Consider the following 15,727-nt stretch of genomic DNA (forward strand, 5'->3'; position numbering starts at 1 on the left):
ATTCATAGTGTTCTCTGGCCATACCGACGGTCTGCTTTTTCCATTCCCTTTGCGATAAAGATTTCTTGCGGCATCAAGCTTGATCACTTGTTGGGCAAATATATCTTTTCGTTGGCGTAGGGGTTGATCTGAAGCTGTTTTCCCGTCTGCACGGCGGGAAAATTCGTGTCGGTTGTGTCGATGAATCCTTTTCCGGATCTTCTGTAGCGGTTGAGCTGAATGCGCTGGACTTTTTGTTTTTTTACATACTTGTCCATTCGCTCCCAGCGATCCACCCATTGCTTGTAAAGTCTGAAGGCCGTGGCCATCTCTTCATATTTGCGTCCCGCATCATCCCTGCGTCTGATGCCGAAGAAGTCCATGATCTGCTTGACCATCAGCTTGCGCGGTTTAATCAGGGCCCGCTCGTTGGTGCTGTCCTTTTGCAGCTCTTGTCCACCGAGTTTCTGCTCGGCGGCTTTTCTTGCGTCACTGACTTTTATGGCTGCAATGGTCTGCTGCAGATCCTTGATTCTGCTGGACCTGTTTTCCTCTTCGGTCTTCCTGTCTTGTTCAAGCGGCGTCAGTCCCAGTGAGAGGAATATATCCTTTCCGCTGATGAGCACTGTCATGTCAAAAATGGACTGCAGGTCCACTTCCGAATAGGGCTGGTGGTAAAAAAGATGCTCGTGCGCGTCTTCGGGATTCAGGGTTCTGTGGGTATATTCAAGGCTGCCATTGCGGTAGGCTTTAAGTACGGATTCAAGTGCTGCAGAGGGTTTGATGTTTTCTGCAGTAACAGCCTGTTTCTTTCCGGCCCTGATGATTTCCAGAGATTCTTTGGAAATCTCTTTTTCTTTTTTATCCCTGATTCGCGGTTCCGTGTCGGGAATGGTCTGGTTCTTCACCCTGCTGATGATTTCAAGCAGGTCTCTGGAGGGTGGAACTTCGTCGGCTTTATGCGGGGTTACATCCTTTCGAGAGGGGATTGGAGCCAGTATCGGCGGGCTGATTCTTGCTTCACGTATGTCTTCTTCAATCTGTATTTCTACTTTGTCCGATCCGTTCTGCCGGGTGTCCGTATACTGGGTGTATACGGCACAATCTCCCCGGCTTGCCTGTAAAAAAAGCAGGACCGCGAGAATTGAAGCATAAATGAAATGTTTTTCTGTCAGCCTGAATATCATTGCCCAGCTCTACAGGATGTCGTGCGAGAAAGATAGTATCCCACTGGTATTTATAACCGAAACTGATCAACTTCCCATTGTTTCGGCTCTTGGTATGACTTGGGTTATTTTGATATAAAAGTAAAGAGGATTCGATCTCGATTAAGCTTAAATAGCTTAGCATTTTTTTTTATCTTGTGTTAGGTTTGACTGACTTTGAATCTTAATGTTGATCAAGGAAATTCCCCGGTGGAGCTTATGGTGAAATTTTTTCGAATCCGCAAAGGCCAGGTGCTGCCTTACAGGCTTCTTGTTTATATCCTGATCTGCAGTTCCTTTTTTACCATAATCGGAACCAGTGTTCAGCTTTATATGGAATACCGGAGTGATGTCGGTGAAATCCAGAAAGGAATGGATCAGGTTGAGCAGAGTTATCTGAACACGATTGCGGCCAGCCTCTGGGATATCAATATCGACCACGTCAAGATTCAGCTGGAAGGCGCTTTCAAGCTCCCCGGTATGCGCTACCTTGAGGTTGTAGAGATGTCTTTCGGTTCTGTGGACCCTGTGGCGTCCATCGGTACAGTGCCTGACGGACGTAACGTCATAGAACGTACTTTCCCCCTTATCCATGTTGTTGACGGCAAAAGTGTGGAAGTGGGCCAGTTGAGGGCCATTGCCGGACTTGATAATGTTTTCAAACGGTTGCGTCTGCGAGTTTTTGTCGTACTGCTTACACAGGGCGTTAAGACCTTTCTGGTGGCCCTGTTTATTCTGATCATAATCCACTACATGGTAACCCGGCATTTGCAGGCCATGGCTGAGTATGCCCAGGAGATGGACATCAACAAGCTTGACCGTGCGCTGGTTCTGAACAGGCGCGGGGGCAACAGGAAACCTGATGAAATCGACAGGGTGGCACAGGCCTTCAATGAGATGCGCCTCAACCTTATCCGAGATATTGCCGAGAGGAAAAAGGCGGAGGAAGCACTTAAGGAAGCCAACATGATTGTTGAAAAGAGTCCGGTGGTTCTTTTCAAATGGCGAAATGAGGAAGGATGGCCTGTTGAGCTCGTTTCCCAGAACGTTTCCCAGCTCGGTTTCAGTGCGGATGATTTTCTGTCCGGCCGGCTGAAGTATATCGACGTCATTCATCCGGATGACATTGAGAGAGCAAGCGCAGAGGTGGCCCATTACACCACTCACGGAGTGGACCATTTTCTACAGAAGTACCGGATCATCGATTCTACGGGTAAAATTTACTGGATAGAGGACAGTACTATGATCGTCAGGGATGCTGATGGTCAGGTATCGTCTTATCTGGGTATTGCCATGGATGCCACCGAGAGGGTCATGGCGGAGAACGAACTTGCCCGGCTGCGTAATCTCCTGAAGAACACCATTGATTCCATGCCTACCGTCCTTGTGGGCGTTGATGAGCAGGTTCGCATCAATCAGTGGAACCGTTCTGCTGAGGAGGAGACCGGAAAACCGTTCGAGGAAGTCCGCGGAAAGCACCTGCTTGACTATTTCCCCCAGCTTGAAAGCGAGATGGGGTTGATTATGGAATCCGTGAGCCAGCTTGAGGTAAAGGAAAAGAATAAAATTCCTTTTAATTACGATGGGGAAGCACAATACAAGAACATCAAAATCTATCCTCTCCTTGAAAGCGAGGACGGACGCGGTGCAGTTCTGCTGATTGATGATGTCACCATGAAGTCCCGTCTGGAAGAGATGATGATCCAGACTGAAAAAATGATGTCCGTAGGCGGGCTGGCCGCTGGTATGGCCCATGAGATCAACAACCCTCTGGGTGCTGTTCTTTCCGGGGTGCAGGGCACTGAGCGCAGGCTTTCCCCGTCCCTGCAGAAGAATATTGAAGTGGCTTCCGAACTTGGGCTGGATCTGGATAAGGTCCATGAGTATATGGAGAGGCGTGGTATTCTCGGTTACCTCCGCGGGATCAGCGATGCAGGACGCAGGGCGGCCAGAATTGTGCGCAACATGCTTGAATTCAGCCGTAAGAGCGAATCCTCCAGAGCTGTTGTTAATGTTAAGGGCATACTGGAAAAAGCCCTCAGCCTTGCGGAAAACGATTACGACCTCAAGAAAAAGTATGATTTCAAAACCATTGAAGTCAGACGCGATTATGAGCAGGGGTTGCCTCCAATAAGCATAACGGAGACCGAAATAGAACAGGTCTTTCTCAATATATTCAAGAACGCGGCACAGGCCATGGCGGACAAGGAATATGTTGATGATCGCCCGAATTTGACCTTGAGAACACGCAAGGACGGCAAGTATGTTATGATCGAGGTGGAGGATAACGGTCCGGGAATGCCTGAGGATGTGCGTAAGAGGGTTTTTGAGCCATTCTATACTACAAAACGGGTGGGACTCGGAACAGGGCTCGGTCTTTCCGTATCCTATTTCATTATCACCCGTAACCATGAAGGCGAGTTCATTGTGGAGTCTGAACCCGGCAAGGGGTCCAAGTTTATAATCAGGCTTCCGGCGGTGTCCTGACAGATTTAAAGATTCAGCAGATATGATTTTAATGCAATTTAGACAGTCCCTTTTCCGATAAAACGGTGAAGGGACTTTTTTGTGCAACAGCTGCATTGCAGGTGTGTTATAAATTTGGATTGTCTCTTGAAATAGAGTGTTGTTGAATTGGAATATTGGTAGAATTGTATTACTATGCATTTGCTGGGTCGGATGAATTCTGTGGGGGAGGGTGAGCGGTTGCTTGCCGGTGGTGGCCCGGTGTGAATCTAAATTTCTGGAGATGCCTTATGAACCTTACCATTAAAAACAAGCTAATCCTGATGGTGCTTGTCGCTGTAGTACTGTCCATCGGCGGACTGTCTTCGACTGCGTATTTCAAGATGACCGGCATGGCAGAAGCCTTTTTCTCCGAGTCCTCGCTTAACGAGTTGAAACAGGTGGACAATTTTATTGCGGATTTCATGAGGCAGGCCCGGGATAACGCCAAGTTCCTGTCTCTTGAGCCGGTGGTTCACGGGTCTCTCGGTCATAACCCGAATTTCGTGAATGATGCTCAACTGAAGAAGATTGAGCGTACAGTAATGGATGCTCAGGGTAAGGCTGCGTTTGATCTTTACGGGAGGATCGTGGATAGCCATAAGGCTTATGATTATGTCTACGCAGGGATGGAGGACGGCGGATTCAATATGAATCCGGAGGATTCCATGCCGCAGGGATATGATCCGCGGAAGCGTCCCTGGTATAAGGAAGCTCTGGATGCCCCCGAAGATACTTCGGTCAGCAAGGCTTATCAGTCCACTACCGGAAAGGCTGTCAGCAGTATCATGTCCAAAATCCGCAAGGACGGAAAGATCATAGGGGTCGTGGGTATAGATATCAACCTGTCGACTCTCACCGATGTGGTTTCGGAAATCAAGATCGGCCAGACCGGGTATATTATGCTGATGGAAGGTGACGGAACTATCCTGTCCGACCCCGCTCACCCGGATTATCTGTTCAAGAAGGCCGGAGACATAGAGGACGCAGGCATCAAGGCGCTCGCCGGGTATGACCACGAACTTACCGAGCTGAAGGTGGGTGGCAAGGATGTTTTTGTCCGTGTCTATACTTCTCCTGAGCTGGGCTGGAAGCTGGCCCTGCTGATCGACCGGGAAGAGATTATGGCCGGCGCGTATTCCACCCTCAAGGATACTTTCCTCATTGGTCTTGGATTAGCGTTGCTGCTTTGCGTACTGGGTTGGCTTGTTGCCCGGTCAATTGCAACCCCTATTCAGATACTGGTCGGAGCAGCTCAGGATGTAGCTGATGGCAAGTACGATCTTTCCCTCAACGAGTCGCAGTTCACGGGAGAACTGCGAACCCTCCAGAAGGCATTGACCAATATGGTCGAAAGTCTGGTGGAGCTTTTGAAGACAACGGAAGAAAAGGGGAAGGAAGCCGAGGAGCAGACTCAACGTGCTCGTCAGGCTCTAGATGATGCCGAAACGGCTCGCAGTGAAGCAGAACGGGCGAAGAGGGAAGGGATACTTCAGGCCGCCGGGCATCTTGACCAGATTGTAATGCAGGTTACCAGCGCCGCACAGGAATTGTCCGCACAGATAGAGCAGTCCCGTTCAGGTGCTGAAATGCAGAGGGCTCGAACCTCAGAAGCCGCCACAGCAATGGAGGAGATGAATGCTTCGGTATTCGAGGTGGCGCAGAATGCCTCCAGGGCAGCGGAGAGCGCAGACAGCGCCAGACGTCAGGCAGAAGAGGGCGGAAAGATAGTTCAGAACGTTATTTCAAGTATCGGCGAGGTCCACAAGGCCGCCGGGCATATGGCGTCCGGGCTTGAAAGTCTCGGTATGCAGGCTGAGGGTATCGGTAAGGTTATGAGTGTCATTACCGATATTGCCGACCAGACCAACCTGCTGGCTCTGAACGCTGCCATTGAGGCCGCAAGGGCCGGAGAGGCCGGACGTGGGTTCGCAGTAGTTGCTGATGAAGTCCGCAAGCTGGCTGAAAAGACCATGGATGCCACCAAGGAGGTTGGAGATGTTGTTTCGGCCATTCAGAGCGGAACACGTAACAGCATCGGGGATATGCAGAAGGCGGCAGGAATTGTCGAGACAAGCACCACCTATGCCTCCGATGCAGGGAAGTCCCTGTCTTCCATCGTAAAAATTGTTGAGGATACTGCTGATCAGGTCAGGTCCATTGCAACTGCCTCCGAGGAGCAGTCCGCGGCATCGGAAGAGATCAACCGCAATACTGATGAAGTCAACCGGATTGCATCAGACACGTCACATGCCATGGAAGAGTCTTCCCGTGCTGTTCATGAACTGTCCCGTCTGTCCGAGGAGCTTCAGGCTGTCATTGAAAGTCTGAAAAACGTATAGCACATATAAGCAGTTTGCAGTTTTGGCCGCCTTCCCGGTTCGGGGAGGCGGCTTTTTGCTTTATGCTGAATAACCATTTTTAATGTATTGAGGCTGGTGTTCACGTTAATACATGATTATGTCGTTGGTGTGCTTTTATTGTATTTGATTATAGGTTCAATATGTTTGTGTTGTTGCTTTTGTGTGGCAGTCCTGATTGCGGACATGTTGCGTTGGTGTCGCAAAAGTTACATTTTTCAGCTAAGGGAAATAATATATTTTTTAGTTTTGTTTGTCGTGCTTGATATTATTGTGAAAACTGTTAGTCTTTGCCCCCGGATATAGTTCATTTACAGGGGAGAGATGCATATACGGACTGCGTTGGAGCGTCTAGGGGGTATGTTGTATGGCCGGTAATGAGGTGCTTAAACGTCGTGTGCTGCGGGACGATGTGGTGGAACATATTGTCAGCGGTATATTGAATGGTGAATTCAAGCCCGGAGACAAGGTCGTTGAAACCAGGATTTCCCGCGAGCTGAATGTCAGCCAGGGGGCTGTTCGCGAGGCGATCAGGGATCTTACTGCACGCGGTTTTGTTGAAACTGAACCTTACAAAGGGTCCAGGGTCAAAATCCTTTCCGAAAGTGACCTTGCTGATTATCTGGCGGTCCGGCGGGAGCTTGAACCTTTGGCTGTGAGCTGGGGGTGCAGGATGAATGCGATTGACCTGAAAGAGCTTCACGACATTGTTGATACAATGAGCGAGGGGGTCAAGCGTAAGGACATAAATGTCATCCGCAAGGCCGACCTTGAATTCCACCGCAGGATGGTTCAGTTTTCGGGTAATGACTTTCTGGTTCGTTCATGGGAAGCGCTTGCAAACGATTACTGGATCTACACGATAGCGGAAAGACTGTTCAGCGAGAACAATGATTTTTCATGCCACGCTGAAGATCACAGACGCATTGTAGAAGCCATCGAGTCCGGCGATCTGGCCTTGATGAGAGACCGTCTGCAAAATCACTTCGTAACCAATATCAGCATGTAGCTCTGTTCTCATCGTCCTGTGGACAGGTGCGGTTGCTTTAATTCAAGGCCGCGGCAATACGCTTGTGCTGATTCAGGTAGTTGTTCTGTCCGCTGGCGCGGATGAACGATTTAACCGACTTTACTCCTGAAATACGTGCCGCCACCTGCCTTGCGGTGATGGCCTCGTTTATGTCGCCTACCCGACCCAGCAGCACCACGTTGCACTGGACTGATTTTACCGCGAAATTTGTTCCCCAAATGTTGGGCTCGTTGATGAGAGCGGTCTTGACGGCCATCTGCAGCATGTAGTCATCAGTAGTACTGCATTGAGGGTTCTCTTCTTCTGCAAACAGAAAGGTGGTAAGTGAGTTTACCTTCTTCGAGCTCCTGACTATCCGGCGGATTCGCTGAAAATCTTCCTTCTCATCATACACACCGACCACATACACATTTCCGTTGTAGGAATAGGTGCTCAGATCCAGAATATTGAGTCCCTTTTCCTTCATGATGGCTGACTGAATGCCCGTTTCAATTAATTCGTCTTCAACAATTGTCTGGAAGTCCCGTTCGTCTGTTCCTATGGAGTAGGCATTGATGGCTGTTCCCACTGAGGATGGAATCATCATCGGGCCGGGAAGAGGTGGAATTAGCACCCCAGCTGAACATCCGCTTAACAGGCAGATCCAGAGCAGTATGAAGAGTGTGGTCAGTCCTTTGGTCATCGCCGCATCATCCTTGATTGGGGTTACGGTGGATGTTTAAGCAAAAGGCGTGCCCGAATGTGCATTAAGACTGTTAGTTGATGAATTCCAGTATGTTATTCAGTCTGTGTTTGTAGGTGTGCTGCTCGCTTATCAGCTGATGCCAAACTTTTGAAAGGGTTTTTGCAAGCCTAGGCAGGGTTCTGAATCTGTCGCAGAGTCCCGGGATTTCTTTAGGAGTTGAGAAAGAGCACTCATTAACGAGGTCGTCGGGAAAGATGCACATTCCCCCTGTGCGGTCCGTGATGAGCATCCCTCCGGTGGCCCATACATCGAAATTACGCTGGGTGAGACCGCAGGGCAGAAGTGGACTGGTCAGGTTGAGATTCAACTCTGCCCCGGCATAGACGGAGGGCAGCACTGTGAAATAGTCCACCGGTCCGCGCAGGTCGACGTCTGTAAAGAAATCCTTCCAGCCGTCATCCCCGAATATAGTGATCCTGTTTCCTGCTTCCGCCAGGGCGGTGCTGCGCCAGAGCAGTCCGGACTGTTCCGCCCGGAATCCCGTCATTCTGACCTCTTTTCCGGGCCAGAATTTCTTCAGTCCGTCATGTTCCGTCCACCAGCCGAAATGTGGCTTCAAGCCGGAGTTCATGGCTGCATTGGCATCATCGTAATCCTGCCGGTTGAAAGTACAGCCTGAGAAAAAAGTGTCTTTTCCGGGAAAACTTGAACGCCCGACAAATACGACCCGGTCCTCAATGCCCGGAAACTTATCAACTCCGGGATGGAAAATGGCCGGATCTGTTGCCAGCGGCAGGTGGCTGACCTTTTCGGCGCCGAGTTCTTCCAGCCGCGGGATGAACCAGTGGTCGGTAACCATGAGCGGAACCTGTTTCCAGTATTCCGAATTTATGCCTGAAATGAGGTGGAAGGGGTTATCCACCATCCAGACCGCGATCTTTATGCCCGCTTCCCGGAGCATGAAGAAGGTTTCGCCTGTTGCATCCAGACCGTTGAAGTTGACGGAAATGACCATTTCCGGCAATTCCCGGTCCAGCAGCGAAAGCAGATTTTTGCGCATTGCATCCGGATCAATAACCCTGTATGTGAAACCGGCATCAGACAGGGCCCGTGACAGTTCCGGAAGCAGCAGGGAGTTCCCGTCTCCCGGCAGCCAGCAGGTTTTGCTGCGCATGCCATGCAGTAGTCCTGACTTTTTGAGGGTCAGACAGGAGACGATCGGTCCCCAGAAAGATGGATAGAGTTTTTTACCCGGTGTATAAAAAAATATGTGCCGGTCCCCGGACTGATCAAGTTGATCCGGTGCGAGTTTTCTGAATTGCGGGGGCAGGTTGCCCGTGGCCGGAATCTGTTTTTCGAAATCAGGACATTCAACATAATACATAATGTCGGGGTTGTTGAATAAGCGGGCTGTTTCAGACGGATCGGGGCCCAGTCCCAGCAGTAGCAGAGGGCCGCTTCCTCCAAGGTCCTGAAAGTATTCCCGGCCTTCTGGGAGTGACTGTATTCTGCCGGATTCGTTTTTGACGCGGATTCTCTGTGGACGCTGCATGGCTTCAGGCTTGGCTTGCTGGCCGTTATAAGTTAATTTCCTGTATCTATACCGCAGCCGGGCGCAAATGTCTTTTCCGCTGTAAGCTGCCAAACAAATTTACATTATGAAACAATATCGAGACCATTATTTCAAGAGGGCCAAGAAGGACAATTATCCTGCCCGTTCTGTATACAAGCTTCAGGAGCTGAACAAGCGTTTCAACCTTTTCTCCAAGGGACAGAATGTGATGGACCTTGGGGCGGCTCCCGGATCATGGACCCTTTATGCCGCCAAGATGGTCGGCGAGGAAGGACGTGTGCTTGGGGTGGACATTCAGTCCACCGATACCGTTTTTCCTGAAAACGCCACATTCCTGCAGGCCGATGTTTTCGAGGATTCCCCGGAACTGCTGGCAGCCATGGACAAACAGCTTCCTTACGATCTCATTATCAGCGACATGGCTCCCCGGACCACCGGGGTCAAGTTTACTGATCAGGCCAACTCCCTTGAACTTTGCGAAAGGGCGCGTGACATTGTGCCAAGCAGGCTGAAGCATGGCGGGCATTTTATCGTCAAGATTTTCGAAGGCCCGGATGTAAAGGAATATACCGACTCCCTGCGCAAGATGTTTTCCAAGGTAAAATCCTTCAAACCCAAAAGCTCCCGGCAGGAAAGCAAGGAGATCTTTATTGTAGGACTTGGCTTTCTCGGCGGAGAAGGGTAAGAACATTCGTTCTTCAGCATGCCGTTTTTTGTTTTTTGAGTAGTTTGCAGGGCATTATCTGAAGCTTTTTGCGTTTGTTCAGATTTTTTTTGTTTACCGAATCCAGAGAGACTGACTGATTACAAATTCTGCTCAGTGGGGTGGAATTTATTCATGTGGCGGGATCTGATAGAGCATTTCCCTCATGTCGGACTGATCTTGTTTATAGGTGTGATCAGCCACAGTCGCGCTGGGTTGGGATCGGGGCCTCCCCGGATTCAATAGAAAATGATTTGCCACGGAGTTCCCGGAAGGGACTGCCGGAGGCATGGAAAAATATAAATAGTGGTCCCCCGAAATAAACTGATGCGGCGGGACTTGGATATTCTCAGGAGGAATACATGGCCGGACATAGTAAATGGGCTAACATCCAGCACAGAAAAGGCAGACAGGATGCCAAACGCGGCAAAATTTTCACCAAGATGGCGAAAGATATCATTCTCGCAGCTAAAGGCGGCGGAGATCCTGCCATGAACGCCACCCTGCGTCTCGCCGTGGCCAAGGCCAAAGCTGTGAACATGCCCAACGACAAGATCGATACCGCGATCAAGAAAGGTACCGGCGAACTGGCCGGTGGAGATATCAACGAGGTCATGTATGAAGGTTACGGTCCCGGCGGCGTTGCCGTTCTGATCGAAGCCGCTACCGACAACAGGAACCGCACCGTTGCAGAAGTACGCCACATCCTCGGAAAGGGCGGAGGCTCCATGGGTGAAGCAGGCTGCGTTGCCTGGATGTTCGACAAGAAAGGCGTGATGTCTTTCAATCCCGAACAGTTCACCGAAGATCAGCTTCTTGAAATCGGTCTTGATGCCGGTGCTGAAGACGTTATTTCTGAAGATGGTTCCCTTGAAGTCCACTGCGCTCCTGAAGATTTCACCGCAGTGCAGAAGGCTTTCGAGGAAGCTGAAATGGTTGCAGACAGCACCGAGCTTTCCTTTGTTCCCAAGAACCTCGTGGAACTCGATGTACCTACCGCCAAAAAACTCATGTCTCTGATGGAAAAGCTGGAAGACAATGAAGATGTGCAGAACGTCCATGTCAACGCAGACTTCCCTGACGAGCTTATGGCTGAACTGGAAGACTAGATGGGTGAATCCGGTATTGTTATCATCGGCATCGACCCCGGAACGCGTGTAACCGGTTACGGTATTGTACGTGAGCTTTCCGGGCAGGTCACACTGGTAGATGCCGGGACAATCCGGACCGATACCACAAAACCCATGTGCGCCCGGCTTGGTCAGATTTATTCTGCCATTGCCGAGCTTATAAAAGACCATTCTCCGGATGAGGCGGCAATCGAGAACGCGTTTGTCGCCTCCAATCCGGCTTCGGCGCTAAAGCTCGGGCAGGCCCGCGGTGCGGCCATGGCCGCCTGTGCTGTTTCCGGGCTGATTGTTTCCGGGTACGAGCCCACCAAGGTCAAACAGAACCTTGTGGGGACCGGGCGGGCCGATAAATCGCAGGTCGCCTTCATGGTCGAGCGGATTCTCGGCGTGAAGAACACCAGATGGGCCAGCGATACCACCGATGCGCTGGGCATTGCGATCTGCCACCTAAATGAACGGAGATTCTCAAGGATGGCTGGAAAATGATCGCCTATATTCATGGAAAACTGCTTGAAGCAACGGACAAGTCCTGCATTATTCTTACTCCCGGCGGGGTGGGCTATGAACTTTTCCTGACCCTGACCGCCATTTCGACCCTGCCTGCTGCCGGAGCAGACATGACTTTCTATGTCCATTCCGTGATCCGCGAGGATGCCTTCGACCTCTACGGCTTTCCCTGTTTTGACGACCGTGAGGTTTTCCGTACACTTATTTCAATTGACCGGCTCGGTCCCAAGAAGGCCCTTTCCATTCTTTCCCAGTTCAACCCCAGAGAACTGCAGGATATAGTTTTCCGTGAGGATGTGAAGTCTCTGGCCATTGTTCCGGGTATCGGTCCCAAGTCCGCCCGACAGATCCTCTGGTCACTGAAGGATAAGATGGAAACTCTTAAATCCGCCACCGTGCGCAGCGGTGCCTGTCCTGTTGATGGCGACCGCAGCGAGTTTCTCGACGCCCTTTCCGGCCTGCGCAACCTCGGTTACGCTGATGATGAGGTGCGCGAATTCCTCAAGGGAATATTCGAGGAAGAGCCCGATCTTGACGCAGGCGGGGCAATCCGGGTAGCGCTTAAGAAAATTTCTCAGGCCGGCAAGTAACCTTCAAGCAGCAGGCAGTTCCGGATAATTATGGATAATTCAGCCACAGACGATCACATAAGACCGCAACGTCTGACCGATTTTATCGGTCAGGACGACCTGCGCGCAAACCTGGATGTATTCATTCAGGCCGCACGCGGACGCGGCAGTGCCATGGACCACGCCCTTTTTTACGGTAACCCGGGACTGGGCAAGACCACACTTGCCCGGATCATTGCGTCCGAGCTGGGCGTGAACCTTATTTCAACCTCCGGTCCGGTACTTGAGCGCAGTGGCGATCTTGCGGCCATCTTGACCAACCTTTCCCGCAACGACATACTTTTTATCGACGAAATTCACCGTGTTCCCGCCAACGTGGAGGAAGTGCTCTACCCGGCTATGGAGGATTTCAATATCGACCTGATTATCGGGCAGGGACCGGCAGCCCGGACAGTGAAAATCGATCTGGAGCCCTTCACTCTTGTAGGGGCAACTACCAGACTGGGCCTGCTTACCTCTCCTTTGAGGGACCGTTTCGGTTGTATTTTCCGTCTGGAATTTTATTCTCCTGAAGAGCTGGCCCGGATCGTCATCCGTGCATCGCGTATCTTCAATCTGGAGGTGACTGAAGAGGGCGCGCTGATTATCGGCAGGCGTTCACGCGGAACTCCGCGCATTGCCAACCGTCTGCTGCGCCGGGTGCGCGATTTCGCTACCGTACACGGAGACGGGACTGTTACTGCCGAGCTTGCCGATATGGCTCTCGACAAACTTGATGTAGATCCGCTCGGACTTGATTACATGGACCGGAAAATTCTATCCATCATAATTGATCAGTTCGGTGGAGGCCCCGTGGGCGTCAAGACCATCGCCGTGGCCTGCTCCGAGGAAGTCCGCACCATAGAGGATATTTACGAGCCCTATCTAATTCAGTGCGGTTTCATGAAACGGACTTCCCGCGGCCGGGTTGCCACTGCCAAGGCCTATCAGCATATGCAGAAAATTACCGGCAGCGGCAGACTTTTTTAACCGTTGTCACATTCTTTTTGTTTTCAGATGTCTTGACGTAAAGGCTGTTAATACTGTCTGCAGAAAGGTTCTGGAGGATGGATGTCTGTCAGATTAAAAATGATAACCGTTCTGACCATGATTCTTGTCGGAGCGTTTATTTCGCTCAGTCTGTACAACTACAGCGAGTCACGTAAAAGTATTCGCAACGAGATAGTCAATTCTTCACTGCCGTTGACCCGCGACAATATCTATTCTGAAATTCAGTCCGGGCTGATGCGTCCTTTGTTTGTTTCTTCCCTCATGGCCAACGATACGTTCCTGAAAGACTGGACTGTTTCCGGAGAAAAGGATCTGTCCAAGATCGAGAGATATCTGTCCGAAATTCAGGAACAGTACGGCTTTTTCAGTGCGTTTTTTGTATCCGCAAAAACGGGTAAATATTATTATCCCGGCGGAGTCCTTAAGACCATTTCCAAAGACGACAGCCATGATGTCTGGTTTTATGATTTCGTAGCCAGTGGAGAGGACCACGCCTTTGATGTCGACACCAACGAGGCCGCTCAGAATGTGCTGACCATTTTCATCAACCACCGCCTGGTTGGGGATGACGGGGAGCTGCTGGGAGTAACCGGGGTTGGACTGAAGATGGACAATGTAGCCCGGTTACTGAAAAGTTTTTCCGAAAAATACGGCAAGGTTATTTTCCTGATTGATGGAATGGGGCTTGTTCAGGTGCACCATAACATAGGTCTTGTAGAAGAGATAAATATACGGAATATGCCCGGCCTTGGCCGCATTGCCACCCAGGTGCTGAATACTTCAGCAGAGCCGAGAGTTTACGAATTCGAGACCGGCGGGGAGAAGGTTCACCTTACCGCCAGATATATTCCCGAACTGGAGTGGATACTGGTGGTTGAGCAGAATGAAGCGCCACTGCTTAACTCCGCACGGGAGAACTTCATCCGGACCGTTGTTGTCGGTGGAATTGCCACTCTTTTTATTGTGCTGCTGAGCGTGCTGGTCATCAACCATTTCCAGTTGCGCCTTGAGCGGCTGGCGGAAACGGACGAGTTGACCGGACTGGGCAACCGCAGGGCTTTTGAGGCCCGTGTTGATTCAGCTATTGTGCAGTTCGAGAAGAACGCACGCCCGTTTTCGGTTGTGCTGCTGGATCTGGACGGATTCAAACAGGTCAATGATGTGTTCGGTCACGTTGAAGGAGATAATGTCCTGAGGCGGATAGCGTCAGTTCTCGGGAATTCTGTCCGGGAATCTGACTTCTGCGCCCGCTGGGGAGGAGATGAATTTATCATCCTTGTGGATGGTGATATAAATCTGGCTGTGTCCATCAGTGAGCGCATCAGGGAGGCTGTAGTCGGTTGCGACCGCTGTGTGCCGGATTCCGCTGGTGATTCACCGGGTGAAAGGGTGACAGTCAGCTGCGGTGCTGCTCAGTATTCAGATGGAGACACGCTTGACTCACTGACCGGCAGAGCGGATGCGGCAATGTACCGATCAAAGGAAAGCGGAAAGAACAGAGTTCTTGAAGGATAATTCAAGGCCCCTGAAAAGGGGCTTTTCTGTTTTGAATCAGTCTATGTCCGGGACTATTTTGCATATGTAGGAGAGCAGCAACTCGAAAATATCCTTGTGCCGGTTGTTGAAACGGAATTCGAGTTCCTTGAGATAAAGCGGAAAGCGGTGAGGCGAGATGCCCTTGTAGCGCTTGAAGCGTTCACGTGCGAAATCCCAGAACTGGCCCTCGGAGACTTCGATGTACGGAGTTATCCCCGGATATTTGCGGATGTAGTCCATAGGCAGGGAGTCGTCCCCGCAAAGGATGAGGGCATCGTATTTCTGGTAGCGGTCGGTGTGAAGGATGGACCCGTGGCGAACCAGCTTCAGGTGGAAGTTGTGGTTGAAATGGAAGACCGATTCGGCGGTGATGTTCTGCATCAGGTCAATGAAAACCCAGCCGTTTTTTTCCATTATGCCGAAAACCGGGATTGTTCCCGATGCTGATTGGGTGGGAACCCCGGTCAGCTTTTTGTTTTTAAGGTGGGTATGCAGCCCTGTTTCATGGCTGAGCAACTGCTGGGCATCGATGGCCTGGGCAAGTATGGCAAAGCGCAGGGCGGTTATGGCCTTGTAGGTTGCATTGTAGGACAGGCCGAGATCCTGTGATATGGCGTGCGCGGTGTTATCCTCGGCAAACATCTGGACCAGCCTGATCCATTCCCGACAGGACAGTCCGCCGTTGTTGATCCAGCGTCCGCTGAATTCCTGAAAGGTGTACTTGCAGGCGGAGCAGCGGTAACGGTCGCCGCTCAGGCTGTAGAGCTTGAGTTCACGGCAGCGTGGACAGAAAAGTTTTCTGTCGCCGAAGCATTTATGCACGAGGAATTTTCTTGCTTCATCTTCCGAGGCAGTAAGGCGTTTCAGCGTCTGTTCGCGGTTTTCCATTCTTCCC

General features: G+C 50.9%; 13 protein-coding genes. 9 read left to right on the plus strand and 4 right to left on the minus strand.

All coding sequences use genetic code 11. From position 1 onward, the window contains the following. Positions 1-83 precede the first annotated feature (83 nt). The gene (locus N7E73_RS13570) at positions 84-1,166 is read right to left on the minus strand and encodes a hypothetical protein (protein WP_432735404.1); all 1,083 of its coding nucleotides are present in this window, start codon (positions 1,164-1,166) and stop codon (positions 84-86) included. Positions 1,167-1,403: 237 nt separating this feature from the next. Here N7E73_RS13570 and N7E73_RS13575 point away from each other — a divergent pair, with 237 nt between their 5' ends. The 3 genes from N7E73_RS13575 to N7E73_RS13585 all read left to right on the plus strand — a co-directional run bounded on the left by N7E73_RS13575 (position 1,404) and on the right by N7E73_RS13585 (position 7,058). After that, entirely contained in the window at positions 1,404-3,671 is a 2,268-nt protein-coding gene (locus N7E73_RS13575; protein WP_432735405.1) for an ATP-binding protein, read from the plus strand. A gap of 269 nt (positions 3,672-3,940) precedes the next feature. Further along, positions 3,941-6,031 carry a methyl-accepting chemotaxis protein gene (locus N7E73_RS13580; RefSeq protein WP_432735406.1) on the plus strand — a complete coding sequence of 697 codons (2,091 nt, stop codon included), beginning with the start codon at positions 3,941-3,943 and terminating at the stop codon, positions 6,029-6,031. Between the two features lie 385 nt (positions 6,032-6,416). Next, the gene (locus tag N7E73_RS13585) at positions 6,417-7,058 is read left to right on the plus strand and encodes a GntR family transcriptional regulator (RefSeq protein ID WP_432735408.1); all 642 of its coding nucleotides are present in this window, start codon (positions 6,417-6,419) and stop codon (positions 7,056-7,058) included. 37 nt (positions 7,059-7,095) lie between these two features. Here the strand turns inward: N7E73_RS13585 and N7E73_RS13590 are convergent, their stop codons facing one another. Both N7E73_RS13590 and N7E73_RS13595 read right to left on the minus strand, forming a co-directional pair. Continuing rightward, on the minus strand, positions 7,096-7,761 hold the full coding sequence (locus N7E73_RS13590) for a BON domain-containing protein (RefSeq protein ID WP_432735409.1): 666 nt from the start codon (positions 7,759-7,761) through the stop codon (positions 7,096-7,098). Between the two features lie 73 nt (positions 7,762-7,834). Next, positions 7,835-9,316, minus strand: coding sequence for a glycosyltransferase family protein (locus tag N7E73_RS13595; protein ID WP_432735410.1), 1,482 nt, complete (start codon positions 9,314-9,316; stop codon positions 7,835-7,837). A gap of 106 nt (positions 9,317-9,422) precedes the next feature. On the opposite strand from N7E73_RS13595, the gene N7E73_RS13600 reads away from it, so the two are divergent. The 6 genes from N7E73_RS13600 to N7E73_RS13625 all read left to right on the plus strand — a co-directional run bounded on the left by N7E73_RS13600 (position 9,423) and on the right by N7E73_RS13625 (position 14,811). After that, on the plus strand, positions 9,423-10,022 hold the full coding sequence (locus N7E73_RS13600) for an RlmE family RNA methyltransferase (protein ID WP_432735411.1): 600 nt from the start codon (positions 9,423-9,425) through the stop codon (positions 10,020-10,022). 380 nt (positions 10,023-10,402) lie between these two features. Further along, complete coding sequence (locus N7E73_RS13605) at positions 10,403-11,149, plus strand: YebC/PmpR family DNA-binding transcriptional regulator (RefSeq protein ID WP_432735412.1); 747 nt, start codon at positions 10,403-10,405, stop codon at positions 11,147-11,149. After that, positions 11,150-11,656: a crossover junction endodeoxyribonuclease RuvC gene (gene ruvC / locus N7E73_RS13610; RefSeq protein ID WP_432735414.1), complete on the plus strand. Its 507-nt coding sequence runs from the start codon at positions 11,150-11,152 to the stop codon at positions 11,654-11,656. After that, positions 11,653-12,267, plus strand: coding sequence for a Holliday junction branch migration protein RuvA (ruvA, locus tag N7E73_RS13615; protein WP_432735415.1), 615 nt, complete (start codon positions 11,653-11,655; stop codon positions 12,265-12,267). The genes ruvC and ruvA overlap by 4 nt, the downstream gene beginning before the upstream one ends. A 30-nt stretch (positions 12,268-12,297) precedes the next feature. Then, positions 12,298-13,275 (plus strand): Holliday junction branch migration DNA helicase RuvB, encoded by a 978-nt coding sequence (gene ruvB, locus N7E73_RS13620; protein ID WP_432735416.1) that lies wholly within the window; start codon positions 12,298-12,300, stop codon positions 13,273-13,275. A gap of 81 nt (positions 13,276-13,356) precedes the next feature. Further along, complete coding sequence (locus N7E73_RS13625; RefSeq protein ID WP_432735417.1) at positions 13,357-14,811, plus strand: sensor domain-containing diguanylate cyclase; 1,455 nt, start codon at positions 13,357-13,359, stop codon at positions 14,809-14,811. A 36-nt stretch (positions 14,812-14,847) separates the two neighbouring features. Here N7E73_RS13625 and N7E73_RS13630 read toward each other — a convergent pair whose 3' ends face one another. Continuing rightward, positions 14,848-15,720, minus strand: coding sequence for a transposase (locus N7E73_RS13630; RefSeq protein ID WP_432735418.1), 873 nt, complete (start codon positions 15,718-15,720; stop codon positions 14,848-14,850). Positions 15,721-15,727 lie beyond the last annotated feature (7 nt).

The organism is Maridesulfovibrio sp. FT414, assembly GCF_050916235.1.
Taxonomy (GTDB): Bacteria; Desulfobacterota; Desulfovibrionia; order Desulfovibrionales; family Desulfovibrionaceae; genus Maridesulfovibrio.